Below are 26,141 nucleotides of genomic sequence, written 5' to 3'. Positions count from 1 at the left end.
CCTCCCCCCATCGTAGGAGGCCGCCACCGCTCGCCCGAGGTCGCGGGGCACCGCACCCGGTTCGTCGGGCCCGCACGGGCTCACAGAGTCGCGGCGAGCCAGCGCAGCTGCTCTGCTTGCTGGAACCCGGCGCCGCCCTCGTGGCCGTTGTAGGGGTAGACGCGGATGTCCTTGTCCCCGGTGTAGGCGTTGTAGGCGCCGAACACCGTGGAGGGCGGACACACCCCGTCCATGAGGGCGGCGGAGAACAGCGCGGGAGCGTTCGCCCTGGCCGCCAGCACCGTGCCGTCGAAGTGCGAGAGCGTGTGGAAGACCTGCCCGACGGCGCCGCGGTGGGCCTTGAGGTAGCGCACGATCTCCAGGTAGGGCTCGGAGTCCGCGAGGGAGGTGGCGCGCGGGAAGTCGCACAGGAAGGGCACGTCCACCAGGACACCGGCGAGGTCCGGGACGAGGCCGCCGACGGCAAGCGCGACGCCCCCTCCCTGGCTTGCGCCCGCGACCGCCACCCGGGCCGGGTCAACCTCCTCGAACGCGCGCAGTGCCTCGACCGCGCGCACCCCGTCGGTGAACAACCGGCGGTAGTAGTAGTCGGCCGGGTCGGTGATCCCCCTGGTCATGACCCCCGGGGAGGCGGGCATCCCCGCTGCGGCCACCTCGTCGGGGGTGTCGCCCACCCTCCAGCCCGAGCCCTGCCCGCGAGTGTCCATGACCAGGTGGGCGTAGCCCGCGACGGCCCAAAGAGTGTTCTCGTGCGCCAGCCCGCGGCCGCCTCCGTAGCCGGCGTACTCGACCACGCCCGGCAGGGACGTGTCCCGGTGCGCGGGCAGGTGGAGCCAGGCACGGACCTGGTTGCCCGCGAAGCCGTGGAAAACGACGTCGAAGGTGTCAACCGTGCGCAGGCCGGTGTCAACGGGCGTGAAGCGGGCATCGAGCGAGGTCGCGCGGGCCTGGGCCAGCGTGGCCGACCAGAACGCGTCGAACCCGGCCGGCTCGGTGACCGTCGAGCGGTAGCGGCGCAGTTCGTCCAGCGGAAGGTCGAAGTGGGGCACGGGCTTCCTCGCATGGGTGCGGTCCGCCGGGAGGGGCGGCAGGGACGGTGGCCGGGGCGCCGCGTCGGGGACGCTCCGACGCTTGGGCACCGACCCTACTCACCCCGGTTCGACGGTGCGCGACGGGGATCGCGACGCGGCCCCGCGAGACACAGCCGGCTGCGAGGAGGCAGAAGCGGAGCGTGACCACGACTGGCCGGGCATGGCCACTCTGTCCCATTGACAACTTTTCCTACCGCAGTTGTAGGTAATTGCTTTTCATTGGTGTTACATGGCGAAAAACTACCCAAAGTAACCAATCTTTCTTTTTAAGTGACGATCCGCCTACAGTCCTGTCAACCGCGACGGACCCCGCCGCCGCGGGGCGCGACTCCTCACCCCCGGAGCCACGCCACCCCTCTCCTACCAGGAGGACACTGGTGCAACGATCCACCCACATGCGCGCGCTCGCCGGTCTCGCGGCGACCGGACTGCTGGCCCTGCCCCTGGCCGCACTCGGCGCGAGCCCGGCCGCCGCCGACGACCTGGCCCCCCTGAAGTCGGCCGGAGCCACGGCGGTGAACGGCGAGTACATCGTCGTCCTGGAGGACGACGTGACGGTCGCCGAGGTCACCGGTGGTGACGGCGTCGGCGTCGCGGCAAGCGACATCGAGCACGTCTACGACACCGTTCTCAACGGCTTCTCCGCCGAACTCGACGACGCGGAACTACACCGCCTGCGCGCCGAGCCGGGCGTGGCCTACGTCGAAGAGGTCGGCGAGGTCAACCTCTCCGCGGTGCAGAACAACCCCACCTGGGGCCTGGACCGCATCGACCAGACCAACCTGCCGTTGAGCAACAGCTACTCCTACGACTACACCGGCGACGGCGTCTCGGTGTACGTCATCGACACCGGGATCGCCCCCAACCACCCCGACTTCGGCGGCCGGGCCTCGATCGCCTTCGATGCCTACGGGGGCAACGGCGTGGACGGCAACGGACACGGCACGCACGTGGCCGGCACCGTGGGCAGCGCCACCTACGGTGTCGCCAAGGAGGTCAACCTCTACGGCGTGAAGGTCCTCTCCAACAGCGGCTCGGGCACCACCGCCGGCGTCATCGCCGGCGTGGACTGGGTGGGCGCCAACGCCGACGGCCCCTCGGTGGCCAACCTGTCCCTGGGCGGCGGTGCCTCCCTCGCCCTGGATCAGGCGGTCAACCGACTGGCCGCGAGCGACGTGTTCGTGGCCGTGGCAGCGGGCAACTCCGCCGCACCGGCCAGTGGCTCCTCGCCCGCCCGGGCCGCGGGAGTGACCACGGTCGCCGCCTCCACGCGCACCGACACCTCCGCCTCCTACACCAACTACGGCCCGTCCGTGCAGCTGTACGCACCCGGGTCGGCCATCACCTCCACCTGGACCGGCAACAGCACCTACACGGGCAACGGCACCTCGTTCGCCAGCCCGCACGTCGCCGGAGCGGCTGCGCTGTACAAGGAGGCCAACGGCGAGGCCGGCCAGAGCACGGTCCAGAACTGGCTCGTGGGCAACGCGTCGGCCGGCGTCCTCAGCGGCGTACCGGCGGGCACGCCCAACCTGCTGCTCAACGTCTCGGGCCTCTGACCCCGATCCGGTAGCGAACCGATCGACCCAGCGGGGCCCCGGCAACAAGCCGGGGCCCCGCGTCGTGGGTCAACCAACCCGGGTTCCTCAAAAACAATTGCGACCGGCTGTGCAGCTTCTGCCACTCCGGCACACCTTGAAAACGTGACGCGCAATCGCCTGGCTTCGCATCAGGTCACGAGTGCCGGCGCAAAGATCCGGCGTGCCGGCCGGCACCCTCCTGCACAGCGGGGTGCCCCGGAGCGACGACCGGGGCGAGCCTGGGCGTGAGCGCCGAAGGGTTCCACCCGGTTGGACGCCGCCGATGCCCCCCCGGGGTGCCCTCACCGCTGTTGGCCGGGGCCGACACCGCGACGGCGCGCGGGGGCCGAGCGGGCGGAGTCGGGTCAGGGGGCGCCGGACAGCGGCTTGTCGAAGGCGAAGTAGCGGCGCCGCCCCGACTCGTCGAGCCCCTCGCCGTCACGGGCACGGTAACCGAGCACCCGGTAGAGGGCCATCGCCTCGGGCTGGGCCGGCCCCGTGCTCAAGAAGACACGGGTGTAGCCCAGGCGGACCGCCTCGGTCTCCAGGGCACCCATGACCTGGCGGGCCAGGCCGCGGCGACGGTGGGCGGGATGGGTCCACACCCGCTTGACCTCTGCGGTGCCCTCGTCGTAGCGGCGCAGGGCCCCGCCCGCGATCACGGAGGCGCCCTCCTCGACCAGCAGGAGCGCGCCGTGCGGGGGCGCGAAGTCGGTCAAGGGGTAGGACGCCAACTCGTGCGCGGCCCCCTCGGCACTGTAGCGGCGGGTGTACTCCTCCAGCAGTGCCTCGACGAGAAGGGCGGCGCCAGGGTCGGTCAGTGTCGCGGCCCGAACGGAACGGTCCGTTCGCGCGGGGGGTTGCAGCACCATGTCCGGCTTTCCGTGTTCGTGGCGCGCCGCCCGTCGCGACGCACCGGCGCCAGTGCACAACCCGCGCGGTCGCCCGGCTATTTCCGGTGCCCTCGCCCCGGGCGGGCAGGGGACGAGGGCATCGGGGAGGCCACCGCACGGGCCGCGCCGAGGGCCGCGGGAGCGCCGCCCGCCCGGACACGGCGGACGTGCCCTGGGGCGGAGCGCTCAGGCGGCACTCAGGCAGTGGGGGCGACCACGGTCCCGTCGGCCGAGCGCACGAGGATCGCCTCGACGGGGCAGGCGTCGGCGGCCTCGACGACGGAGTCGTCGGGGGCGACCTCGGCGGCGACGGCCCGGGCCATGCCGTCGTCGAAGTCGAACTCGAAGTGGTCGGGGGCGGCCCCCGTGCACATCCCCGAACCGATGCACACGCCCCGGTCCAACGACACGTTCCAGCTCATCGCGATCTCCTCGAAAATACTCGACAGCCCGCGGTGCGGGCAGCGCTCGCCGACGCTTGGGCACCAGCATGCCCTCTCCGGCGAGGAACCGGGACACGGCCACCGCGAAACCGGCCACCGCCGCCCCTTCGGGCGGGACGCCAACGGACACGAAACGGCCCACCCGGGGGCAGGAGCCCCTTGCCGGCCGGTCCTAGAGTGCGGTGCATGACACTCATCCAACGCGCCCTGCTGGGCCCGGGCCCGAGCAACCCCTATCCCGAGGCGACCGCGGGGCTGGCCGCGCCCCTGCTGGGACACCTCGACCCCGCGTTCATCCGCATCCTGGACCGCACCTGCGCGGGCCTGCGCGAGGTGTGGGGGACCGACAACGCGCTGACCCTGCCGCTGTCGGGGACCGGCTCCATCGGCATGGAGGCCGCGTTCGCCAACACGGTGCGCGCCGGCGCCACCGTGGTGGTCGCGGTCAACGGACTGTTCGGTGCGCGCATGTGCGAGGTCGCCGCGCGCTACGGCGCCCAGGTGGTCAGGGTGGACCACCCGTGGGGCGAACCGGTGGACGTCGAACGGGTGCTCGCCGCGCACCCCGCCCCGGCGATCGTGGCGGCGGTGCACGCCGAGACCTCGACCGGGGTGCGCAGTGACATCGCCGCCCTGGGCGCGGCGCTGCGGGCCCGCTCCTCGGACACCCTGCTGCTGGCCGACTGCGTCACCTCGCTGGGCGGCTCGGAGATGGCGCTGGACGCCTGGGGCGTGGACATCGCCTACGCGGGCACCCAGAAGTGCTTGGGGGTCGCACCGGGCCTGGCCCCGTTCTCCTTCTCCGAGCGCGCCTGGCAGCGCAGGGTGGAGGTGCCGCCGGTGTGGTATCTCGACCTGGGACTGCTGGGGGCCTACGTGCGCGGCGGCCCCGGCGGACGGGCCTACCACCACACGGCGCCGGTGGCGATGGTCGCCTCCCTGGACGCGGCTCTGACCCGGATCACGTCCGAGGGGCTGCCCTTGGTCGCCGAGCGCCACCGCGCCGCCGGGCTGCGGCTCCAGGAGGGCCTGACCGATCTCGGCCTGGAGTTGTTCGCCGCCGAAGGCCACCGCCTGCCCCAGTTGACCACCGTGCGCGTGCCCGCCGACGCCGATTCCGCCAAGGTCCGCGAGCGCCTGCTCGCCGAGTACGGGATCGAGATCGGCGCGGGTGCCGGGGAGTACGCCTCGACGGTCTGGCGGATCGGGCTCATGGGGGACAACGCCCGCCTGGACCGCGCCGAACTGGTACTCGCGGCCCTGGCCCGGGTGCTGGGGCGCTGATCGACGGCGCGTCCCCCGGCCGGGGGACGACCCGTGGTGGGCCACCCGGTCCGGCAGGGAAAAGCGGCCCGCAATGCGCGCGGGACGGATGGCGTGGCCGCGCGAGACGATCGCGGCCGTGCTGTTCGAGGTGCACCGGGGCGCTCACCCGGACCACCTCGGTGCACGCCGCCGCGCGGAAACGATCCCCGCCGGGTTTGCGCGCACCCGCGCCGGGACGCCGGCGCAGCGCTTCCGCCCGTTCTGCCTGCCCTCGGGCGTTCCCGGCCTCGCGCGGGCGCCCCTCTCCCCTCCCCTCGTCGAGGGGCAGGGGGACGGAGTTGACGTCATCCGCCAGATCCGCTCGACGGTCGTCGCCTTGCGAAACGTCGGCGGCGGCCAGCGCCCTCCGCCGCCCTGATGTGGACGGCCCCGCTCACCGGGCACGGTCGTGCGGGTTTCGAACCACCGCCACCGGCAGGACGGCGCCGTGCAGCACCGACTGGCTCACCGACCCCAGGAGCAGTCCGGCCATCCCGCCCCTCCCGCGCGACCCGACCACCAGGAGGTCGGCGCGCTCTGCGGCGGCGAGCAGGGCCTCGGCGGGCGGTTTCTCCGCCATGCGCACCCGGACCCGCACCGACTCGGTCTCCCGGGTCCGGGCCTCGGCGACGAGACCGCTGAGGTACCTCTCGTTGCGGGTCCGCACGGTCTCGCGGCCCATCGTGGAGACCGCCGCGAACGCCATCGGGTTGACCTGCGCCGGCACCTGCCAGGCGTGCACGACGGCGAGTCCCCTTCCGCCGCGGACCGCCTCCGCCAACGCGAACTCCAACGCCTTGCACGAGGCCGGGGACCCGTTGACCCCGACCACAACGCGCCCCCCGGGTTGCGGAGCACGCGGGGCCACCGCGGGAACCACCACGACGGGGCACGCCGCCCTGGCGCTCACCCCCACGCTCGTCGAGCCCAGCAGGACCGTGGCGAGGCTCCCGTTGCCGCGCGAGCCCACCACGAGCAGGTCGGCCCGTGCCGCTTCGGCCACGAGCGCCTCGACCGGTTCGCCCCTGACGACCCGGGTGTCCACCGCCAGGCCGGGGCGGACGCGGCGGACCCGATCCCGTCCCCGCGCCACGAGCACCGCCCCGCTGCGCCCGCGATCGCCGGGCACCGAACCGGAAGGGCCGGTGAGAACGTGCACGATGCGCAGCCCGATCCCCCGCGCCTGCGCGGCGCCGGCCGCCCAGTCCAGGGCGATCGCCGCCCCCTCGGAGCCGTCCACCCCGGCGACGACCCCGTAGGCCCGCGCATCGCCGCCCCGCCCGGCACCGTCCCCCGCGTCCATCCGTGTCCCCTCCCCCACGACCGAACCGCTGTGCCCCCGCCGGCCCCGGATGCCCTCGGGGCCGGCGTCCCCGTCGATGGCCGGCGCCGCTTCCTCGCGGAAGGCGCGGGTACCCGGGTCGCGAGGCCCCCGCACTGATCAGGGCCTTTTCGTCCTACTGTTTCAAGGACTGCCCCGAACGGGAGCGGCTAAGGGTCGCCTGGCGCCGCGACGGCGTGCCCGCAGGCCCCGACTCGGCGGAGCGAAGGTCCCGGCCACGGACCGCTACCCCACGGCCGGACGCGGCCCGCGCAAGGGTCCGGCGAAACGCACGGTCACGCCCGGGGAGTACAGGACGCTCACCGGCTCGGCGGCCGGTGCGGGCAGACCGGCCGCCGCGACGAGGTCCTCCGTGCACTCCAGGAGTTCGGCACGGTACAGCGGCCAACGCGGATGGGCGTTGGGCAGGTACAGCGAACGGCCGAACAGGGTGCTGTGCAGTCCCCAGCGCGCGGTCAGGAAGTGGTCGAGTTCGGTGGGCTCGTCAACGGGGCCGCCCACCCGGACGGCGATGCGGCTGTGCGCGCCGCGCGGACCGGGCCAGCGCCGGGAGCTGGCGTAGGCGATGGTGCTGCCGTCGCGGCGGATCGACATGCGCGACCACAGGTAGGGCAGGCCGAAGCCGATCCGCGCCATGAGCACCGACGCCAGGCGGGCGGCGTCCAGCGAGCGGAAGACCACGCCGCGGCGCCCGTGCGCGTCCACCGAGTAGAGACGGACGTTGGTCTCGGGGAAGGTGCCGAGATAGGGGATGCCAGGCAGTCGGAACCAGCCGAGGCGGTGCATCCGGAAGGCGATCAGGCCCACGTAGGTCACCCCGTTGCGGGTGTCGGGGGCGATGCCCGGCGGCAGGAGCGGCGCGACCAGGCCGGGGTCCACTTCCCAGTGCAGGAAGGTGGTGTCGAGCCAGGACTGGGTGAGGAGCGGGCGGGCGACGGCCCCCGGCGCATCGGGCGTGACCGGCTCGGGACCAGCGGGTGTGGACGGCACAGGACCAGGATCGCAGAAGCCCGGCGGAGAAATCCGGCGCCCGGGAACCACCGGCGTGGGTCCCCGCGTACAGCCCCTTCCGAACACCGAATCGGCGCGGCGCGGGGACCGTCCTCGGTGTGCGCGGGGCCCACTAGGAGCGCGGCCTCATCGATGACCGCCCATAGCGGTCCATCCCCGCGTGCGCGGGGAGCACAGGCTGGACACCCCGAGCAGCCACAGCTCGCTCGGACCATCCCCGCGTGCGCGGGGAGCACTGCGCCATTTCCAGCCACCGCAGAGGGATGACGGGACCATCCCCGCGTGCGCGGGGAGCACGCATCGAGTAGGTGAGTCAGAGGCCGTCGGGTGGGACCATCCCCGCGTGCGCGGGGAGCACTCTTGTTGACCTGGGACTCTACCAGCGGGTAACCACTGTTTCATTCACTTGTCGAGAAAAGAACATTCACCCCAGGCGGCACCAAAACCCCTGATCGGGTCGGCAATACCGCACCGATGGCATTCGGCCGTTTCGCGTCGCGCAGCCCTCGAATGACGATGGAAGCGTTCGCCCACTTCCCTCCCCGGACGCGTGAATTCCGGGGTGCCCATTTCCCATTCGGGCCACCGATAGCGGTACAGATCGACACGAGTCCGCACGCGGGCAGCACGCAACGCGAACCGTCTCCTCCAAGGCGAATACCCCGCCGTCCCGCAGCCGGGGAGATAACGACGCCCTTTCCCACACATCGGCGGTGGAAATTTCCGTGACCTTCTCCCCGGAGGGCACAAAAAAACATCAAACGCCGCCGGGCAACGCGTATCACGGGCACAATCCATCACCATGCACCGGAGGCGGCACCAGAAGTTAATAGACAGTGAATTAACCGGCGCCGCCTTCGCCGCTATCCCTCCCTGCGAAACCGACCGGTTGGTGACAGCGCGTTCGATACCGCTCGCTGAAGGGGCGGTCGAGCTCGGGGACGGATTTTTCCGCCGTGGACTTTCGCTCAGGGCGAAAAAATGCGCGACAGGCATCGCTACCGCAGCCGCCGACGCGAACTTTTGGCGATCCTGTTCACCCGGTCTTCTCCCGCCCGCGGAAGTCCGGTGCCGCACCCCGTGCCCGCCCGAACGACAAGTGCCCCGGGGCCCGACTTCCTCCGGGGAGCGAAATCAGGGGCGCGAAGTCGCCCGGAGTCGCCTCGCCCACCCGGCGGGGAAACGTCCCGGCCTCCGCACAGTGGGAGCAGGCGCAGGACTACGCCATCGGGCCGTTTCCTGCGCGAAAAGAAAAATGCCTCGGGGCGGGACCGACCGGCACACCGGGCCGCCGGGCCGGCCTGAACGGGATCAGTCGGCGTTGGGGCCGTAACGGGAGTCGTGATCGGCGGGATCGTCCGGATCGGCGGAGTTTCCGACGAACACCGCGACGAGCAGCAGGACCGCGGCAACCGCACACATGGCAACGCCGACACCCGTGCCCGTCAGCGCCGCCACCGGAGCGGAAGCGGCGAACAGGACGAGGCTGCCCCCCATTAGCAACACGTAGTTGCGAACGCGCCGTCTCACCCTTTCAGGCTACGCGCTATTCGCCTGCTGACCAGGGGGGACGTGCCCATCCCCGCCCCGATACCGCAACCGGCACGGCGCCCGGTCCACCGCATCACCGGCCCGGGGGCTCCCCGGCTGGGCCGCTGTCGATCGCACGCCTCGCTCCTCCCCATACCGGCGCCGCACTTCCCTGCCCGGTCGGCCTTCCAAACGGTTGACCGACGGGCCCGGGCCAACGCCAGCGAACCACGAACACCCGTGCGAACGAGCGGAACAAAACACCCCAGCGGCCAATTGATCCCGTGACGCCCATCACTGGCCGATCTCATTGCCGGAGAACTTCCCACCAAGCGAGCAAAAGGGACCAATACGCGCCAAATTTGAAATGCAGGCCACAATGCATTCTTAAGACGGACAAACGATATGGCCCCTTTGAAGTTGTTGTGATTTAGATCTAAGCAAGAATTACTTTACCTTCAACAAAACCCAGAGCAGCAAGGGGCTTTGAGCGTTTTCGCTGGTCCCTAGAGTGCCGAAGCGAAAATTCGCGCGTCGAGTCGCAGCATTGACGTCGTGTTTTATGTAGCCTCTATGACAGTCGGCGTTCACGTTTACGGCCATAGCCGCCGCTGCCCGATCCCCTCTGGAAACAGATTCCGGCTCCAGTGGGCCCGACATCCACCGCCACGAAACCCAAACCAGGGGCTATCGAGGCCAACGCCCCACCTTCAGTCGCGCAATGTCATACATACTCTTTCCGAAAAAATGGTAGAACGTGTCTGAGAACCAATACATCGATTACGCACGTACTCACGACGAGAAGGCCGCCACAGAGCGGCTGCGGCGCGCAAGAAGGGTGCTCTACGCCTACTTCTTCGTGACCGGAACAGTCATCGCGGTGTGGGCGACTCGGGTCCCGGCGGTGAAGGACCAGGCCGGTGTGAGCGCCGGGGAACTGAGCATCGCGCTGCTCGCCCTGGCGTCCGGGGCGCTGATGGCGATGCGACTGAGCGGCGGACTGCTGGACAGGTTCGGCGGCAGGGTCGTGGTGCCACCGGCCGCCCTGGCCGCGAGCCTCGCGCTTTCGGTTCCCGCCCATGTCAGCGGCATGCTTCAGCTGACCGCGGCCCTGTTCCTGCTCGGCTCGACCCACGCGCTGCTCAACGTGTCCGTCAACGTCCAGGCCACCCAACTGCAACGCGCATACGGACGTCCGATCATCGCCTCTTTCCATGCGGCCTGCTCGTTCGGCGGCTGCTTCGGAGCCATCGCCGGGACGATCTTCGCCCGTGCCGGGATGGACGCGACAACGACCTTCCACGTGGTGTCGATCGCCCTGGCCGCCATCGCCATCACCCTGCGCAAGGAACTCAGCGACAACGCACCGGTGCCCCCGCCGCTCCAGCGGGCCGTGCCGACCGGTCGGCGGACCTGGCGGATCTCCGCCCCGCCGTCGCGGATCGCCCTGCTCGGCGGTATCGCCCTGTGCTGCATGCTCGCCGAAGGCGCCGCCACCGACTGGAGCGCGCTCTACACCCGGGAGGTCGTCGGCGGCACCGAGGCCATGGCCTCGGCGACCTTCGCCGTCTACACCGGGTTGATGACAGTGGGTCGGCTGGTGGGCGACCGTCTCACCCTGGCCATCGGGCCGGTGGCCGTGACCCGCTGCTGCGGTCTGCTCGCCTCGGCCGGACTGTTCCTGGCGCTGGTCTCGCCCGTCCAAGGCGTGGTGATGCTGGGGTTCGGCCTGCTGGGAGCCGGCCTGTCCTGCGTGATGCCCCAGGTGTTCACGGCGGCCTCCGCCTACGATCCCGCGAAGTCCGGACGCAACCTGTGCACGGTCTCGCTGATCGGTTACTGCGGGCCGCTGGTCGGTCCCGTGTCGATCGGCCTGCTCGCCGAGTACGTCGGGCTGACCGCCGCACTGACCCTGCCGGCGGCACTGCTGCTGCTGATCGCGGTCGGCGCGGGGGCACTGCGTCCGGCGACGGGCGCGCAGACCGCTCCCGAACGCTCGGTGTCGGTGGCCTCGGGCGAGCCTTCCCCGATGGACATCGCAGTCCTGGAACCGGAGGTCTCCGCCGCCGGCGCCGCCAAGGACCGCGGCGCTCCCCGCCCCCGGGAGGAGGTCCACTCGTCCAACACGATCATCTCCTGACCGGGGAGCGCCGACCGAGGCGCTGACTCCCCCGTGACCGCGGCCGGGCGCACCCACGCGCCCGGCCGTGTCGTGTGCGCGGGGCGCACCCCGGCCGCGGCCCGATCGCCGCGCACGCGCCGGTTACCCCGGAATTGCCCTGCGCCGGAAACCTGATCGCAACAACCTGTGCGGGCGGCCGGCGAAGGAGCGTACTCCGCGCGCAACGGGTCAACGGTTACCGTCCGCCGACCCCCTCGACAGCAGCGCGCCCCCGAGCGGATCGGCGCGGAAGGCAAGCGGGGCCGGTCTTTTCCGGTCGCACCACTGCGCCGCCCGACGGACTGGCCACGGCGATCGCGCCCGCGACATAATTCTCGACAGGCCCACCGCCCGACGGCGATTACCCCTCTGTGGGGGTGCGGTGCCGACGGACGGGTGGCAACCGAGGACAGCGGTTGTAACATTCTCTTAACACATGACGTCCGCTCCCGACCGGCGTGCGGACCGCCGGCCCAGCCATCCCCACTTCTTGGGAGTCTCCATGACCATAGGCGCAGTCGGCCGGCCGGCCCCCCACGTCCACCGGCCCCACCTGGGGACGGCCGAGCTCGCCTCCGGAGCGGCGTGGGTGCTCGCCGGCAACGACACCGGGCGCATGGTCACGGCCTCCCCCCGGCTGTACCCGCACATGTGGAGCTGGGACGCGGCCTTCATCATGGTCGGCCTGGCCCGGATCAGCGTGGACCGCGCGGCCCGCGAGATGGAGACGCTCCTGGGCGGCCAGTGGTCGGACGGGATGATCCCGCACATCGTGTTCAGCGACGGGACCGGCTACTTCCCCGGCCCCGAACGCTGGGAGACCGGTCGCCTGAGCACCGCCGCTCCCGGCACCCCCGCCACCTCCGGTATCTGCCAGCCGCCCGTGCACGCCATCGCGCTGCGCACGATCGTGGACGCGGGGCGCCGGGGGTCGGCCGCCGACAACCGCCGCGCCGAGGAGCTGCTCGCGACCGCCTGGCCTCGACTGTTCGCCTGGCACCGGTGGTTGGCCACCCACCGCGACCCGCTGGGCACCGGCCTGGTCGCGATCACCCACGGGTGGGAGTCCGGCATGGACAACTCCCCCCGCTGGGACTCCGCCTACTCCGGGGTGCGCCCGGGAACCGACCTCACCCCCTACACCCGCAAGGACCTCGACAAGGTCGGCGACGAGGGCGAGCGCCCCACCGACGCGGAGTACGACCGCTACATGTGGCTCATCGAGGAGATGCGCCGCGCGGGCTACCGCCCTGACGAGGTCGCGCGCAACGGCAGTTTCCTGGTGGGCGACGTGTTCATGACGGCGGCGTTCGCCCTGGCCTGCGACGTACTCGCCGACCTCGGCGAGGAATCGGACCGGTCCCCCGAACAGGTGGCGACGCTGCGCTCCTGGGCGGCGCGCTCCGGCGCGGCGGTGGCCGCCACCCGCGACCCCGCCACCGGCCTGGCCCGCGACTTCGACGTGCGCGCCGACCGCTGGATCGCCACCCCCACGATCGCCGGGTTCTCCTCGCTGCTGTGCGGGGGTGTCACCCCCGAGGAGCGCACCTCCCTGGTGGCAGCCCTCGAAGGCCCCGACTGGGCGGGGCACCCGCACCTGGCGACCGGGGCGCTGCCCACCGTGTCGCCCTCGGCCGCGGGCTTCCTGCCCAAGCAGTACTGGCGCGGGCCCCAGTGGCCGGTGATCAGCTGGCTGTTCACCTGGGCCATGCGGCGCCAGGGCCTGCACGACAGCGCCGCCGGAATCCGCGCGGAGTGCCTGCGGCTGGTCTCCGACGGCACCTTCGCCGAGTACTACCATCCCCTGACCGGCGCACCGCTGGGGAGCCTCAGCCAGTCGTGGACGGCCGCGGTGGTACTGGACTGGCTCAACGAGGGCTGACCGGGCCCGCCGTCAGGACTGTCGGGAAGCGGTCAGGGACGCGATCACCCGGGCGGCCGGCTCCACGGGGGCCGCCCGATAGCCGGTCCCCGCCCACAGGTGCGCGGTCTCGGCATCGCCGGCGCGCACCGCGGCCGCCCGCAGCGGAGCCGTCAAATGGTGCACCTGGGGGTACCCCGCGGGAGCCAGTGCGTCGTGGCCGGTGAGGAAACCGTTGACTAGGCCCCGGGCGCGGCGGCCGGTGAAGGCGCGGGTCACCGCCGTGGCCGTGAAGCGCGGATCGGCCAACGCCGCCCGGTGCACCGGGTTCGCCCCGCTTTCGGGGGTCCGCAGGAACAGGGTCCCCAGCTGGGCCGCGGTCGCCCCCGCGGCGAGGACGGCACGCACATCGGCGGCGCGGGTGAGACCGCCCGCGGCGATCAGCGGGACATCGACAGCGGCGCGCACCGCTGCCAGGACCTCGGCCAAGGGCGCTGTCCGCTCGCGGGCGTCGTCGAAGGAGCCCTGGTGGCCGCCGGCCTCCGCCCCCTGGACGCACAGGGCGTGGGCCCCGGCGTCAACGGCCAGCCGCGCCTCGGCCGCGTCGGTGACCGTCCCGACGACGAGCGTCCCCGCCCGGCGCAACCGGTCCGCGACCCCGGGGGGCGGCGGACCGAAGGTGAAGGACACCACGGGGACCGGTTCGGCGAGCAGCAGATCGAGTTTGACCGCGAAGGCGTCGTCGTCCCAGCGCGGTTCGCCCGGCCGCACGCCCAGGCGCGCGGCATCGGCGGCGATGCGGTACCGGTAGGCGGCGAGCGCGACGGGATCGGCGGTGTCGGGGCCGGGGACGAAAAGGTTGACCCCGAAGAACTCCGCGCCCAGCTCACGGGTCCGCCGCACCCTCTGCACCATGTCCGCGGGCGTGGCGTACCCAGCGGCCAGGAAACCCAGCCCTCCGGCGGAGGCCGCCGCGGCCACCAGTTCGGGGGTACTGGCCCCTCCCGCCATGGGCGCCACGACAACGGGGGCCGCCAACCCGCTCAGCTCCTGCACAGTGGGCTCCTCCCCCTCTCCCCTCCCGGCACGGCGGCCGGGGGGCGACGACTCACATCGCGAAGACGCGGGCCGGGCTGATCAGCACGGCGCTGCGGCGTTCCTCGATCATCGCGTGGTCGTAGGAGTCCCAGTCGTCGTGGGTGCCGCCGGCCGCGACGAAGACGGCGCGCAGCAGCAGCCCCAGCATCTCGGCGTTGACACCGTCATAGGCGTCGTCGTAGCCGATGAGGTCGGCGGTGCCCTCCACCGACGCCCAGTGGTACCCGGACTGGAAGACCATGGTGGCCCGAGGGCGCTGACGCAGGAACCTCAGCTTGACGCTGGAAGCCGGCGTGGTGAAGGCGACGGCCTCCTCGGCGGTGACCGGGTGGCGCACGATGCCGGCCACGACCAGGCTGGACTGGATGGAACCGTCGGCCCTGGTCGTGGACACCACGCCGCGGTTGCCGCCCTGCTCGATGAGCGCACGCACGTCGTCGAGATTCGCCATTTCCGCCTCCTCGCCGGGCCCGCGCGCAGCGCGTGCCGTTGCCTGCCCGCCAAAGGCGCCAGGCTACCCCGAGCGGCCCGGTCGACGCCCGTCGGGGCTATGATCCCGTTCACCTTCGCCCACGTCGGGCGGGTGACACCGCCCCGAACGCGCCGGCGGGGAAGCGGGTCAGAGCACCGCCCTCAGCAGTTCGGGGTCAACGTTGCCGCCCGAGACGACCGCGACCGTACGGCCCTGGGGTGCGCGGCCCGACAGTACGGCCGCCACTGCCAGGGCCCCGCTGGGTTCGGCCACGAGGCGGGCCCGCCGCAGCAACGTCCCCATCGCCGCGCGGATCTCCTCCTCGGTGACCGTCAGGATCCCGTCGAGGCGCTTGTGCAGATGCGCGAAGGTGAGCTCCGACAAGCCCACCCGTACACCGTCGGCGATGGTGCGCCGGGTGCGCTCGGGCTCCCAGGTGATGAGCCGCCCCGCCCCCAGGCTCTCGGCGGCGTCGGCCGCCAGCTCCGGCTGCACCCCGACGACCTTGGTGAAGGGGCTCAACGAGCGCACCGCGGTGGCCACCCCGGAGGCCAGCCCCCCACCGCCCACCGGCACCAGGACGACGTCGGGCTCGGGGAGGTCCGCGACGATCTCCAGCCCCACCGTTCCCTGGCCGGCGAGCACGTCGGGGTGGTCGAAGGGCGGGATCAGGTGCGCCCCGTGCTCGGCGGCCAGCGCCTCGGCAACGGACTGGCGGTCCTCGGGAGCGGCCGACACGATCCGCGCGCCGAACCCGCGCATCGCCGCCACCTTCACCTCCGGTGCGCCCTCGGGGACGACCACCGTGCAGGCGACGCCTTCCGCCCGCGCGGCGTAGGCCAGCGCCTGGCCGTGGTTGCCGGAGGAGTGGGTGACGACGCCGCCCGCGCGGGCGGCGTCGTCCAGCAGCGCCAGCGCGTTGGCGGCGCCGCGGATCTTGAAGGCGCCCACCGGTTGGAGGCTCTCCGGTTTCAGCCACAGATCGCCCTCGTACCAGGGGCAGGGCAGCAGCGGCGTGCGCACGGCGAGGGGGGCTACACGCCGCGCCGCAGCGCGCACCTGGTCGATGGTGATGAGCTCCATGCACCCAGGTTGCCCCCGGCAGCGTAGATTGAACATCGATGCGCACCGAACTGACTCCGGACGACCTACCCGGCCGAGCCTTCTACCGGCTGCTGACGTCGGTGGTCGTGCCCCGGCCGATCGCCTGGATCTCCACGACATCGGCGAACGGTACCGACAACCTCGCCCCGCACTCGTTCTTCACCATCGCCAGCACCGCGCCCGCGATCGTGCAGTTCTCCTCCTCCGGGCGCAAGGACACCCTGCGCAACGTGGAGGAGACCGGGGAGTTCGTCGTCAACCTCGCCCCGCAGGAACTCCAGCGCCAGGTCAACGAGAGCGCCGTCAACTTTCCCCCCGACATCAGCGAGTTCGACGCCGTGGGGATCAAGCGCGAGGCGAGCCGGGCCGTGCGGCCGCCGCGCGTGGCCGCCTCGCCCGTCGCACTGGAGTGCCGCCTGCACTCCACCGTGGCGCTGGGCGGGACGACGGTGGTCTTCGGCGAGGTCGTGCACGCGGCCGTCGCCGACTCCGCGATGGTGGACGGCCACCCCGACGTCGCCCTGCTGCACCCCCTGTCCCGGTTGGGCAGGAACGAGTGGGCGACCGTCGGCGAGGTCAGCCGGGTCAACCGCATCAGCTACACCGACTGGCCCGACGGCGCCCGCTGACCACGGACGGCCCAACGGGGGTTCGGCGTCTTCGCACTGCCGCGCCGGCGGTGCGGTCCGCCCCCGGGCGCCGTCCCCGACCCGGAGGCCCCACGCCGCTTACGCGGACACGGGCGGCCTTTCCCGACCGGCCGCGTCGAACAGCAGGGTCGCGGCCACCGCCGCACCGTCGGTGCGGATCGTGCCTGCCACGGCGGTCGCCCGTGCGCGGGTCGCCGGGGTCAGAGTGGTCGCGAGCGCGGCCGACAGGGACTCGACGGTGGGGGTCGGGCCGTCGTGTGCCGCACCGATGCCCAGGGCGGCGACCCGGCCGGCCCAGTACGGCTGGTCCACCGCCTGGGGAACCACCACCTGGGGCGCACCGGCCCTGGCGGCCGTCGTCGTGGTGCCCGCGCCTCCGTGGTGCACGACGGCGGCCACCCGGCCGAACAGTGCCTGCTGGTTGACCTCGCCAACCGTGAAACAGTCGTCCCGGTCGTCGATGAGGGCCAGTTCGGCCCAGCCGCGGGCGACGAGCACGCGACGGCCCAGCGCGCGGATCGCCTCGATGGCGACCCGGGCGACGCCCTCGGGTGCGCGCACGCTGCCGAAACCCACGTACACCGGCGGGGTGCCGGCGGCCAGGAACGCCTCCACCCCGGCCGGGAGCGGGCGTTCGTCCGGCAGGGTCCACGCTCCGGTCTGTACGACGTCGAGGTCCGCCGGCTCCTGCCACGGGCCCAGGACCGCGTCCGCCGCCAGCCACGGCCGGTCGGTGAAGACGTGGTCGCGGGCGTTGTCCACCGGCGGCAGGCCGATCGACGCCCGGTGGGGCGCCAGGCCGAACAGCGCGTTCATGCTCTGGGTGTCCAGGTCCCACAGCGCCCGGTTGTCGGTCACCTCCGGTGGGAACGGCCGACCGGGGAACGGCGCGGGCGGGTGGTGCGGCGACGGCAGGGTGATCGGACAGTAGCTCGCGTACACGTAACGGATGCCCAGTTTCTCGGCGACCGACCGCGCGGCGACCGGCATCATGCCCGTCGCCACCAACACGTCACATCCCCGTGCCGCCACGGCGACCGCGTCGAACTGCGCGGTGATCAACTCGGCCGCTCGGCAGGGCAGCTCCGCCGCCGACGGCGCCGACTCGTGCATCAGCGGACGCACCGGCCGACCGACGGGAACCAGCGGCACACCGATCTCGGCCATCCGCTCCGCACAATCCGGCGGCGCACACATCCGCACTTCCGCGCCGAATTCCCGCAACCGCACCGCGAGTGCCGCCATCGGTTCGACGTCCCCGCGCGACCCCATCGTCAACAGCAACACCCGCATCCCGCGACTCCCGTTTCCGTGGGTCCTGTCCTGGCCCCCGGCCGGTGGTTCTGCGACGCGACCTGCGGCTTTGCGCAGGTCACCCACCAGGCTATACGCCGGAGGCGGAGGGGATTCGCCTTTTCCCCGATCCCGTCAACCACTACGCCGAGGACAGTCCCCGCACGCAGCGGCGGCACGCCGCGCAAGGCTCACGACAGGGAAAACCGCGCCATCCTCAAGGGATTCGTCCATCCCCGCGTGCGCGGGGCTCACCACGCCATCAGCCACGCCCCGTTGGGGCGCCGCGGTCCATCCCCGCGTGCGCGGGGCTCACGACGACCCGTCCGGCAGAGACCTGTCGCCGGCCGGTCCATCCCCGCGTGCGCGGGGCTCACTTGGTGGCGATCGACCCGGATCCGAAGGGGCGCGGTCCATCCCCGCGTACGCGGGGCTCACCTGCGCGATTCGCGCGGGCAGCGCCTCCAGGTCGGTCCATCCCCGCGTACGCGGGGCTCACCCCGATGGTGGCGAAAGACGGTGGTCATTGCTGCGGTCCATCCCCGTGTACGCGGGGCTCACGTGCTGAGAAGACTCGAACCCTTATCGGAACCCGGTCCATCCCCGTGTACGCGGGGCTCACCAGTTAATGACCTGGCACTTTGCGAGCCGTTACCATTATGAGATCTTCGGTGAGACGTCCAGCATCCCTATTATCCACCCACCCCCACCCCCTGTCAGACCAACCACTCCCCCACCCCCGACCAGGCACTACGCCCACGACACGCGGCCAAGCAGGGCTTGGCACCAGCATCCTCCACCAGAGACCAGATCCCACCGCGCGGGAAAGGCGGAAGCGATCGCGGAAGGAAACCGTCCGCAATGCCCCTCGCGACTTGTCAACCACCTGCGTTGAACCGGTACGACACTCCTTCCGATCCCCACTCAAAGGCGGTAGGGGTGGGCGGCGTGGAAGAGGTCGTGGAAGTGGGCGAGGTAGTGGCGGGTGTCGGTGATCGGCAACGCCAGGGGGAAGGGGATCGTCTCCACCGTGGTGGCGTTCTCGGTGATGGTGAAAGCGCACGACCAGATCACCGGGGGGTCGTGTTTCTCGGGCAGGACACGCAGGGTGACGTGCGCCAACTCGGCCAACGCCAGGAGCAGCACCCGCTGTTCGGTCATGGTCTCCACCCCGCCGATAGGACGACGCAGCGCCGTCTCGGTCACCACGTAGGCGCGGGGGTGTTCGGCATCGATCAATAGGCGCTGGCGGCGCATCCGGATCGCCACGACCTCTTCCACATGCTCAGGCCGTAACAGCCCTGAAGCGGTCAGGACCGTACGGGCGTAGGTCGCGGTTTGCAGAGGGGCGGGCACGGTCGAGGGTGCGAAGGCGCGGATCTGGCCATGGGGTTCATCCAACGCCAGGTTGCGTTGCTGGACGACCAGCGCGCCGGAGACGTCACCACCCATCAGGAGCATTCCGGCCGGAAGAGTCCGCGTGACCCAGCGGACCGGTGCGCGGGGTCTCGCGCAGAAGCTCGTGGAACTGGTGGGCGGGATAGCGGCGTGCCCCTCCGGGGGTGGTCACGTAGGCGATGAGGCCGTGGCTTCCCCAACGGGCCACGGTGGAGGCGTCCACCCCGAACAGCGCGGCGACCTGGCGATTCATCAACAGGGCGTCGTCAATGGCGCCCAACGCCATATCCGGGCCGGTGGGGTTGGGGTCAATGGAAGACATGGGAGTAAGGGGTCCGTTCGGGTGGAACCGGCACACGCCTTCGGACTTGGGGTGTGCCTGACGGTCAAGAGGTGGGAGGGGCCGCGCGTCGGGGTGAGCGAACGCGCGGCCCCTCGATTGACGTCCGGTCGGTCACCGGCCAGGGTGGTCCGGGGAGTCGGGGTGGTCGTCCAGGGCCCGCTGCTCGGCGCCCAACTCGGTGAGGAGGGCGTCCAGGGTGGGGGCGTGCAAGTGACGCTTGCGCCCGCTGCTGTGTTCGGCCCGGGTCAACGGCGCGCACCGATGCGCGTTCCACGCCCGTTCGGCGTCGGTGTCAGGGGTGTGGGTGATGGTCCAGGCCGGGAAGTCCCACCGCACCCGCGCCAGGGCCGCAGCAACGCTGTCGGGGGTGTCCACCCCGCTCACCGGCCCGGCGGGCACTGCGCCGGGGCGTAGGCGCGCACGCGGGGTGCGGTGTAGGCGCGCAGCGGTGAGGGCGGCTCGTAGACGTGCAGGCAGTGGTTCAACAGTTCGATCTCGGACACCGCCACGACGTGGGCGGTGACGCGGTTGCGCGCGGCATAAGGCGCGGTCTCGCCGTAGCGGTAGGTCACCTCCCACAAAGCCGAATGCGACTCCGCCACCTCCGCGAAACGCGGATAGTCCGGGATACGCGGCACCACCCGCGCCTGACGCACCGGAACCAGAGACGACGCGACATGACGGGGAAGGTGGGCACACAACCCACCCGTACGCCGGGCGGGCATCACCGCCGCCACCAACAGGACACTCGCCAACGCGAGCAGAGAAAAGAAACGCATGGGACACCTCACGTAACGCGGCCGGGAAGACCGCTGATCCACCAGGGAAGTGCGGGCCGCACGGCCAGTGACCGCCGGTCGGGCCAGACGTGCGGTATCCGGGGCGCATGGACGGGGAGGCTTAAGGCAGACTGACGGAGTGACCGCCAATCATCCGCTCGCTTCCCTTCGCCCCACATAGGCCCTCACCAGAGCCTGTTTATAGGGGCTAAACTCTGCGCGTACTATGACCGTAGTCCACTCGCCACAGCGCGCGCAATAGAGGGGCTAAAGTCGAGCGGATTTCTACCAGCAGAGGACGACCAGCGTGGATGCGAGGACGCTGCACGAGATTGCAGCCATCACCGACCCGCTCGAAAGAGCCCGCGCGGCTTCAGCGGCAATGGGCACCCTTCAGGGCCAAAGCGTGGAGCTGTCCCGAATCCGTCGGGGCGCGATCGTGGACGCCCAGCAGGCCGGACAACGCCAGGACGACATCGCCCGGCACCTGGGCGTGACTCCCGGGCGCGTCAGCCAGATGAAGAAGGCCGGAGCCGGGCCGGAACACCAGGCCCCCGCCGGGCCACTGGACCCACGGCCTCGAATCCTCGTACAACGTGCACTGCCCACACCGCCCACCACACGCGGATCCAAATCGCTGTACCTCACCGAGGCACAACAGCAGGGCTTGGAACCCAAACGCGAAATGCTCTACGTCGGACAAGAGCCGGCCAGCGAACACGTGGCCGCCGGCCTTGACGTCCACGCCGGTGACGCGGTGATCGCACGCCGCAAGATGTTCTGGGCCAACGAGGTACCAGTACGCATCTCCACCAGCTATTTTCGCACCGACGTGGCAAAAGGCACCCGCCTGGACGGTGAGGGGTTCGTACTGCCCACCCTCCAGGCCGCGATCGAGGACCTGGGGCACCGGTTCAGCCACGCCACGGAGACACTGACCGCCCGACCGCCCACACCCTATGAAGCGGACCTATTGGACGTGCCAGGGGAATGGGTGGTGCAGGTGCTGCGTGTCAGCGTCTCCACCGACGACGTTCCCATCCACGCACTGGAGACCATCTGCGCCGCGAGTCGCCACGTCTTCCCCATCGGCCAAGTCGCGGGCTCCGACCAGTTCTAGCCCCAAACCAGAAAAACATCCCCGGGATACACGACGACCCTCCGAAGACTCGGAGGGTCGTCGTGTATCCCGGGCGGAATGTTCCCGCCGCGAGCCTAGAACAGCGAGGCGATCGGACAAAAGCCCCCTCAGCGACGGAGAAGCTAGAGACGGCCGCCTAAAACCACGTCTGCCGCATAAGCGGGGAGCACAACGGACCTTGTCGAGCGCGGCGTCCTCGTCACAGGACCATCCCCGCGTGCGCGGGGAGCACGGAGCTTTTGCGGAAGTTCAGGCGGTGGGACGGGGACCATCCCCGCGTGCGCGGGGAGCACTCTTGTTGACCTGGGACTCTACCAGCGGGTAACCGCTGTTTCATTCACTTGTCGAGAAAAGAACACCCGACACGAAAAACCGCTTTCTTCACCAAAGACCATCAAGCATCCATCCCAGTAGAGGAACCGGGCAGCAGTACACAAGAAACGCAGACGGGGCGAACCGTTCCTGCGCGGGTGGGGCGCATCAGCGCCCTCCGTGGTCAGCCCAGCCGCGCGCGCTCGCCGGCGAGTTCCGCCGCAGCGCGGACCGCTCCGTCGTGGAGCGGCCCGTGCCCGGGCAGGACCACGTCGGCCTCCAGGCCCGCCAGGACCTTCAGGGAGGCGCGCGCCGCGTCGCGATCGTGGTGGAACATCCCCGGCAACAGCTGCGGGCCGCTGACCCCGGAGGTCGGATGGCCGCTGACGAGCGCGTCCCCGCTGATCACGATGCCCGCGTCGGGCAGGTGGTAGGCGCTGTGACCGGGCGTGGCGACGGGGACCGGACGTCCGGGCAGGTCGAGCGCACCGGGCGCGGGGAACGCCTCCGGCGCCGCGATCCGCACGTCCTTGGTGCCGCCCGACCCGACGGCCTTGAGCGCCCAGGGAAGCACACGGGGCCGCCACGCGTTGGCCAGGATCTGGCGCGGGGTGACCTGGTGCAGGAAGTCGCGGCGGGCATGGGGCACCTCCGCTTCGTGCATCAGGACCGGGGTTCCGTGCACCGAGCCGAACTCCTGGGCCGAGCCGATGTGGTCGGTGTGGGCGTGCGTGACGAGGATCGCTGCCACGTCGCCGGGCCGGCGGCCGATGGCGGCGAGCGACGCCAGCAGCCGGTCCCGGTCGCCGGGATACCCGGTGTCCACCAGGGTCACCGCCTCGCCCTCCGTCACCAGCACCCAGTTGGTGTCGCTGCCGCGGACGAGGAAGACCCCCGCACCGGCCTCGGTGATGTCATCGGCGTGCACTGGCCACCCGGATTCGTCTGAGGAAGGTCCGGCGGGGCGGCGACGTCCGGCCCCCGCCGCAGGACGGGTGCGATTCTCCCACCGATCAGACGGGTGGGGCGGTGCGCGGCGGCCACCGGGCCACGGGTCCGTCAGCACACCGCGCCGGGCCGCCTGCGCGCCGGTGTTCCCACGGACGCAGGCCAATAGGTGCCCCGCCCGGTCACCCGGAGGCGTCGTCCGCCCCCGCGACCGCGCTCAACACCGCCACCAGGAAATCGGAGTCGGGGGCGAGGGGCAGCAGGTCCCAGGTGGACAGCACCAGATCCGGTTGCAGTCCCGCGTCGGCCGCGTTGACGAAGAACTGGTCGAAGGAGTAGCCCCGGCCCACGCCGCGGCCGAAACCCACCACCACCCGGCCGCGGTGCGCCAGGTGCGCGCGCAGCCGGCCCAGGATCGCGGACTGGGTCCCCGGAGCCGCGTAGGGCAGCACGTTCCCCGCGCACACGACGACGTCGAAGGGCTGCGGCACCCCCTCGGCGGGGAGGTCGAGCTCGGTCAGGTCACCGACCCGCCAGTCGAGGCCGGGACGGTCGGTGCGCGCCGCCTCGATCAGCGCCGGGTTGACGTTGACGCCCACGACCGTGTGGCCGCGGGCGGCCAGCTCGCCGCCGACGCGCCCCGAACCGCAGCCGGCGTCCAGCACCCGGGCGGAGCGGGCGAGCATGGCGTCGATCATGCGCGCCTCGCCCGCCAAGTCCTTTCCTTGCGCGGCCATGGCGCGAAACCGCTCCACATACCAGCGCGACCCGTCGGGGTCGGCCTGCGTCCGGACCTCCCAGTCGGTGATCTTGCGCACGCGTCCCCTCCCTGGTGCCGGGTTCCCACCGGCCGGCTGTTCGGGGTGCCACGGTAACGGATCGCCCTTCGCGGCCCGAAAGGCGGTCGCGCCCGGCCGGACCGGCCCTGCCCGAACGGGGTTCGAGCGACCGTCAGCGGGCAGTGCGACAATCGGAAGGGACGGCATTCCGGGCGCGACGGCGCCCGCCCCACCACTCCCCGCCCCCGCCCCCGCCCCGAGAAAGGCCCCCGTCATGGATCGGACCACAACGGCTCTCGTCGTGGGCGCCGTGATCATCTTCGCGGTCACCCTCGTGATCGCCGTCATGCTGGGCTTCCGCCTCTTCCGCACCTGGCGCATGCTGTCGTCGGGTCCCGTCCCGGTCAGCGGGAAAGTCGCCTTCTACGGAGCGCTGATCTACCTCGTCTCCCCCGTGGACCTGCTCCCCGACCCCATCCTGATCGACGACATCGGCGTCCTGTTGGGGGCCATCACCTACGTCGGCGGTCTCGTCGGCAAGAACGCCTCCGCGAAACGGCAGCCCACCCCGTCGGTGGAGCACTAGCCGAGGGCACCGGGGCGGTCTCCGCGTCGGCGCACCCGCGCGGCCGAGTGGCCAGCCGTGCCCGCCCCGGCCCTTCTCAGAGGCCCGCTCCCCTCCCCCGACAGGCCGTGATCCGGCCCCGTCACCGCCGTCCACCGCGCCCGGTGAACCTGACAGGTTCTGTCAGGTTCACCGGGCAGACTTGCCGTATGCGCGCAAGCCGACTGCTCTCCCTGCTCCTGCTGCTGCAAAACCGCGGGCGCCTCACCGCCGGGCAACTCGCGGCGGAACTGGAGGTCTCGGAGCGGACCATCTACCGCGACGTGGAATCCCTCAGCGCGTCGGGCATCCCCGTCTACGCCGAACGCGGCGCGGGGGGCGGCTATCGACTGCTGGACGGCTACCGGACCCGGCTGACCGGGCTGACCAGTGGGGAAGCCGAATCGCTGTTCCTCTCGGCCGTCCCGCACGCGGCCGCCGAACTGGGCCTAGGCGCGGAGATGGCCGCGGCGAACCTGAAGGTGCTGGCGGCGATGCCCGAGAGCCTGCGCGGACGCGCCGAACGGGTGCGCGGCCGGTTCCACCTGGACTCCCCCGCGTGGTTCCGCGAGGCCGACCACGCACCGCACCTCGCCTCGATCGCCACGGCCGTCTGGGAGGAGCAGGTCCTGCGGGTGCGCTACCGGCGGTGGAGCAAGGAGGCCGCCGAGCGCACCATCGCCCCGCTGGGCCTGGTCCTCAAGAGCGGGCTGTGGTACCTCGTCGCGCTTCCCTGCCCCGCTCCGGACGGCGGCGGCGGCCCGCGCACCTACCGGGCGTCGCGGGTCAACAGCGTCGAGGCGACCGGGGCGCGGTTCGAACGACCGGGGGACTTCGACCTCATCGACTACTGGACGGACTGGTCGCGCACGTTCGAGAAGACCGTCTACACCGCGACCGCGCGGGTGCGCATCACCCCCGAGGGGCGCGATCTGGTCCGCGAGGTCGGGCCGCCCGCGCTGCGGCCGGCCCTGGACGCCGCACACGAGTGCGCGGACGGACGACTGGAGGCCGTGCTGCCGATCGAGTCGGTCCACCACGCGAGTGTGGAGTTCGCCCAGTGGGGGCCGCTCCTGGAGGTCCTGGAACCGGCGGAACTGCGGACCCGGATGGCAGAGTCCGCCCGCGCGACCGCGCGGCTCTACGAGAACTGACCGCCCGCGTGCGCGGAACGGTCCACAAGAGGGGCGGGCTCGGAGCTGCGCAGGGAGGCCACCAGCACGAAGGACACCGTCACCAGCAGCGCCCAGGCACCGAACTTGTCCGGGTGGACCATGGCCCAGGCGTCCACCTGGTCGGGGTAGCGCCAGGCGCCCAGGAAGGTCGAGACGTTCTCGGCCAGCCAGAGGAAGAAGCCGATGAGGACGAACGACAGCGCCAGCGGCATCCGGTAGCGCACCCGCCCGACGGTGAAGTGCACCCATGAGCCCCAGGTCACCGCGACCATCACGACCGCCAGGAGCATCCGGGCGTCGGGCAGCCAGTGGTGGGTGAGGAAATTGGCGTAGACGGCCGCCGCGACGACCGCCATGGCGCGCGAACGGTAGTCCGTCAGGGCCAGGTCCAGCAGCCGCCAGGCGCGGACCACGTAACTGCCCACGGCCGCGTACATGAATCCGCTGTAAAGCGGGACGCCGCCGACCATGGTGAGGGCCTGTTCGGGGTAGGACCACGACCCCATGTGCACCTTGAACAGCTCGAACACCAGGCCCACGACGTGGAAACCGAGAATGGCCAGGATCTCGCGTCCGGTCTCCAGCTTCAGCAGCCAGAACACCGCCGTGACCCCGACGAGGTAGACCAGCAGCGCGTCGTAGCGGGCCACCGGCAACGGCAGGACCATGGAGAGCCCCAGGCCGACGAAGACGCACACCGCGAACGCGCACGCCCTGGCCTGGAGCACGCCGAAACGCACCAGCTGGGCCGCGAGAAGCCCCGCCGGCCCGCGACGCCCGATCCGCTCCAGCACCGTCCCACGCGGTCCCGGCATCCGCGCCCCTCCC

At 71.6% G+C, this 26,141-nt stretch carries 26 protein-coding genes, 1 CRISPR repeat array and 1 riboswitch; of the genes, 9 read left to right on the top strand and 17 right to left on the bottom strand.

All coding sequences use genetic code 11. The features are described 5' to 3' along the window. Positions 1-80 precede the first annotated feature (80 nt). Positions 81-1,049 (bottom strand): acetylxylan esterase, encoded by a 969-nt coding sequence (locus tag AC0VYP_RS09875; RefSeq protein ID WP_285760250.1) that lies wholly within the window; start codon positions 1,047-1,049, stop codon positions 81-83. A 419-nt stretch (positions 1,050-1,468) separates the two neighbouring features. Between AC0VYP_RS09875 and AC0VYP_RS09870 the strand changes: the two genes are divergently transcribed. Then, entirely contained in the window at positions 1,469-2,650 is a 1,182-nt protein-coding gene (locus AC0VYP_RS09870) for a S8 family peptidase (RefSeq protein ID WP_475473626.1), read from the top strand. Between the two features lie 173 nt (positions 2,651-2,823). Next, positions 2,824-2,937, top strand: a riboswitch (SAM riboswitch). Positions 2,938-3,036: 99 nt separating this feature from the next. Here AC0VYP_RS09870 and AC0VYP_RS09865 read toward each other — a convergent pair. Both AC0VYP_RS09865 and AC0VYP_RS09860 read right to left on the bottom strand, forming a co-directional pair. Further along, complete coding sequence (locus AC0VYP_RS09865) at positions 3,037-3,543, bottom strand: GNAT family N-acetyltransferase (protein WP_475473624.1); 507 nt, start codon at positions 3,541-3,543, stop codon at positions 3,037-3,039. 218 nt (positions 3,544-3,761) lie between these two features. Then, entirely contained in the window at positions 3,762-3,986 is a 225-nt protein-coding gene (locus AC0VYP_RS09860; protein ID WP_285760252.1) for a ferredoxin, read from the bottom strand. Between the two features lie 207 nt (positions 3,987-4,193). On the opposite strand from AC0VYP_RS09860, the gene AC0VYP_RS09855 reads away from it, so the two are divergent. Then, complete coding sequence (locus tag AC0VYP_RS09855) at positions 4,194-5,291, top strand: pyridoxal-phosphate-dependent aminotransferase family protein (RefSeq protein WP_475473622.1); 1,098 nt, start codon at positions 4,194-4,196, stop codon at positions 5,289-5,291. A gap of 73 nt (positions 5,292-5,364) precedes the next feature. Further along, positions 5,365-5,691 (top strand): hypothetical protein, encoded by a 327-nt coding sequence (locus AC0VYP_RS09850; RefSeq protein WP_475473620.1) that lies wholly within the window; start codon positions 5,365-5,367, stop codon positions 5,689-5,691. 15 nt (positions 5,692-5,706) lie between these two features. Here the strand turns inward: AC0VYP_RS09850 and AC0VYP_RS09845 are convergent, their stop codons facing one another. The 3 genes from AC0VYP_RS09845 to AC0VYP_RS09835 form a co-directional block, all read right to left on the bottom strand. After that, positions 5,707-6,750: a universal stress protein gene (locus tag AC0VYP_RS09845; RefSeq protein ID WP_475473618.1), complete on the bottom strand. Its 1,044-nt coding sequence runs from the start codon at positions 6,748-6,750 to the stop codon at positions 5,707-5,709. A gap of 129 nt (positions 6,751-6,879) precedes the next feature. Next, the gene (locus AC0VYP_RS09840; RefSeq protein WP_475473617.1) at positions 6,880-7,644 is read right to left on the bottom strand and encodes a YqjF family protein; all 765 of its coding nucleotides are present in this window, start codon (positions 7,642-7,644) and stop codon (positions 6,880-6,882) included. A 1,332-nt stretch (positions 7,645-8,976) separates the two neighbouring features. After that, positions 8,977-9,195 (bottom strand): DUF3099 domain-containing protein, encoded by a 219-nt coding sequence (locus AC0VYP_RS09835; protein WP_285760256.1) that lies wholly within the window; start codon positions 9,193-9,195, stop codon positions 8,977-8,979. Positions 9,196-9,952: 757 nt separating this feature from the next. On the opposite strand from AC0VYP_RS09835, the gene AC0VYP_RS09830 reads away from it, so the two are divergent. Together AC0VYP_RS09830 and ggh are read left to right on the top strand one after the other, a co-directional pair. Continuing rightward, the gene (locus AC0VYP_RS09830) at positions 9,953-11,335 is read left to right on the top strand and encodes an MFS transporter (protein ID WP_475473615.1); all 1,383 of its coding nucleotides are present in this window, start codon (positions 9,953-9,955) and stop codon (positions 11,333-11,335) included. Positions 11,336-11,858: 523 nt separating this feature from the next. After that, on the top strand, positions 11,859-13,238 hold the full coding sequence (gene ggh, locus AC0VYP_RS09825; protein ID WP_475473613.1) for a glucosylglycerate hydrolase: 1,380 nt from the start codon (positions 11,859-11,861) through the stop codon (positions 13,236-13,238). 12 nt (positions 13,239-13,250) lie between these two features. Here the strand turns inward: ggh and AC0VYP_RS09820 are convergent, their stop codons facing one another. The 3 genes from AC0VYP_RS09820 to AC0VYP_RS09810 form a co-directional block, all read right to left on the bottom strand. Further along, positions 13,251-14,273, bottom strand: coding sequence for a nitronate monooxygenase (locus AC0VYP_RS09820; RefSeq protein ID WP_475473611.1), 1,023 nt, complete (start codon positions 14,271-14,273; stop codon positions 13,251-13,253). A 52-nt stretch (positions 14,274-14,325) separates the two neighbouring features. Continuing rightward, entirely contained in the window at positions 14,326-14,766 is a 441-nt protein-coding gene (locus AC0VYP_RS09815; protein WP_475473609.1) for a pyridoxamine 5'-phosphate oxidase family protein, read from the bottom strand. Between the two features lie 168 nt (positions 14,767-14,934). Then, the gene (locus tag AC0VYP_RS09810; protein ID WP_475473607.1) at positions 14,935-15,870 is read right to left on the bottom strand and encodes a threonine ammonia-lyase; all 936 of its coding nucleotides are present in this window, start codon (positions 15,868-15,870) and stop codon (positions 14,935-14,937) included. A 38-nt stretch (positions 15,871-15,908) separates the two neighbouring features. Here AC0VYP_RS09810 and AC0VYP_RS09805 point away from each other — a divergent pair, with 38 nt between their 5' ends. Continuing rightward, the gene (locus tag AC0VYP_RS09805) at positions 15,909-16,520 is read left to right on the top strand and encodes a flavin reductase family protein (protein ID WP_475473605.1); all 612 of its coding nucleotides are present in this window, start codon (positions 15,909-15,911) and stop codon (positions 16,518-16,520) included. Between the two features lie 99 nt (positions 16,521-16,619). Here AC0VYP_RS09805 and AC0VYP_RS09800 read toward each other — a convergent pair whose 3' ends face one another. The 5 genes from AC0VYP_RS09800 to AC0VYP_RS09780 all read right to left on the bottom strand — a co-directional run bounded on the left by AC0VYP_RS09800 (position 16,620) and on the right by AC0VYP_RS09780 (position 20,354). Continuing rightward, positions 16,620-17,834, bottom strand: a complete 1,215-nt coding sequence (locus AC0VYP_RS09800) for a glycosyltransferase (RefSeq protein ID WP_475473603.1) — start codon at positions 17,832-17,834, stop codon at positions 16,620-16,622. 226 nt (positions 17,835-18,060) lie between these two features. Next, positions 18,061-18,456: direct repeats of the CRISPR family, unit length 29 nt; unit sequence CGGTCCATCCCCGCGTGCGCGGGGCTCAC. A 302-nt stretch (positions 18,457-18,758) separates the two neighbouring features. After that, positions 18,759-19,286, bottom strand: a complete 528-nt coding sequence (locus tag AC0VYP_RS09795) for a Scr1 family TA system antitoxin-like transcriptional regulator (protein WP_475473601.1) — start codon at positions 19,284-19,286, stop codon at positions 18,759-18,761. Continuing rightward, positions 19,276-19,554, bottom strand: coding sequence for a MerR family DNA-binding transcriptional regulator (locus AC0VYP_RS09790; protein ID WP_475473599.1), 279 nt, complete (start codon positions 19,552-19,554; stop codon positions 19,276-19,278). Before AC0VYP_RS09790 ends, AC0VYP_RS09795 begins: the two co-directional genes overlap by 11 nt. Positions 19,555-19,686: 132 nt before the next feature. Continuing rightward, positions 19,687-19,950 carry a hypothetical protein gene (locus tag AC0VYP_RS09785; RefSeq protein ID WP_475473597.1) on the bottom strand — a complete coding sequence of 88 codons (264 nt, stop codon included), beginning with the start codon at positions 19,948-19,950 and terminating at the stop codon, positions 19,687-19,689. A gap of 5 nt (positions 19,951-19,955) precedes the next feature. Next, complete coding sequence (locus tag AC0VYP_RS09780) at positions 19,956-20,354, bottom strand: hypothetical protein (RefSeq protein ID WP_475473596.1); 399 nt, start codon at positions 20,352-20,354, stop codon at positions 19,956-19,958. A gap of 307 nt (positions 20,355-20,661) precedes the next feature. On the opposite strand from AC0VYP_RS09780, the gene AC0VYP_RS09775 reads away from it, so the two are divergent. After that, positions 20,662-21,474: a GntR family transcriptional regulator gene (locus AC0VYP_RS09775; RefSeq protein WP_475473594.1), complete on the top strand. Its 813-nt coding sequence runs from the start codon at positions 20,662-20,664 to the stop codon at positions 21,472-21,474. Positions 21,475-21,991: 517 nt separating this feature from the next. Here the strand turns inward: AC0VYP_RS09775 and AC0VYP_RS09770 are convergent. Both AC0VYP_RS09770 and AC0VYP_RS09765 read right to left on the bottom strand, forming a co-directional pair. Further along, entirely contained in the window at positions 21,992-22,735 is a 744-nt protein-coding gene (locus AC0VYP_RS09770) for an MBL fold metallo-hydrolase (protein WP_475473592.1), read from the bottom strand. 202 nt (positions 22,736-22,937) lie between these two features. Continuing rightward, positions 22,938-23,573, bottom strand: coding sequence for a class I SAM-dependent methyltransferase (locus AC0VYP_RS09765; RefSeq protein ID WP_475473591.1), 636 nt, complete (start codon positions 23,571-23,573; stop codon positions 22,938-22,940). A gap of 235 nt (positions 23,574-23,808) precedes the next feature. On the opposite strand from AC0VYP_RS09765, the gene AC0VYP_RS09760 reads away from it, so the two are divergent. Then, positions 23,809-24,120, top strand: a complete 312-nt coding sequence (locus tag AC0VYP_RS09760; protein ID WP_285760269.1) for a YkvA family protein — start codon at positions 23,809-23,811, stop codon at positions 24,118-24,120. 188 nt (positions 24,121-24,308) lie between these two features. Continuing rightward, positions 24,309-25,292, top strand: coding sequence for a helix-turn-helix transcriptional regulator (locus tag AC0VYP_RS09755; RefSeq protein ID WP_475473589.1), 984 nt, complete (start codon positions 24,309-24,311; stop codon positions 25,290-25,292). On the opposite strand, the gene AC0VYP_RS09750 is transcribed toward AC0VYP_RS09755, so the two are convergent. Next, entirely contained in the window at positions 25,280-26,128 is an 849-nt protein-coding gene (locus AC0VYP_RS09750; protein ID WP_475473587.1) for a DUF817 domain-containing protein, read from the bottom strand. The two genes, AC0VYP_RS09755 and AC0VYP_RS09750, sit on opposite strands and share 13 nt — an antisense overlap. Positions 26,129-26,141 lie beyond the last annotated feature (13 nt).

The organism is Nocardiopsis sp. iso_186, from assembly GCF_056173365.1.
The sequence above is the reverse complement of the archived record's forward strand: the minus strand, read 5'-3'. Positions and strand labels throughout refer to the sequence as shown.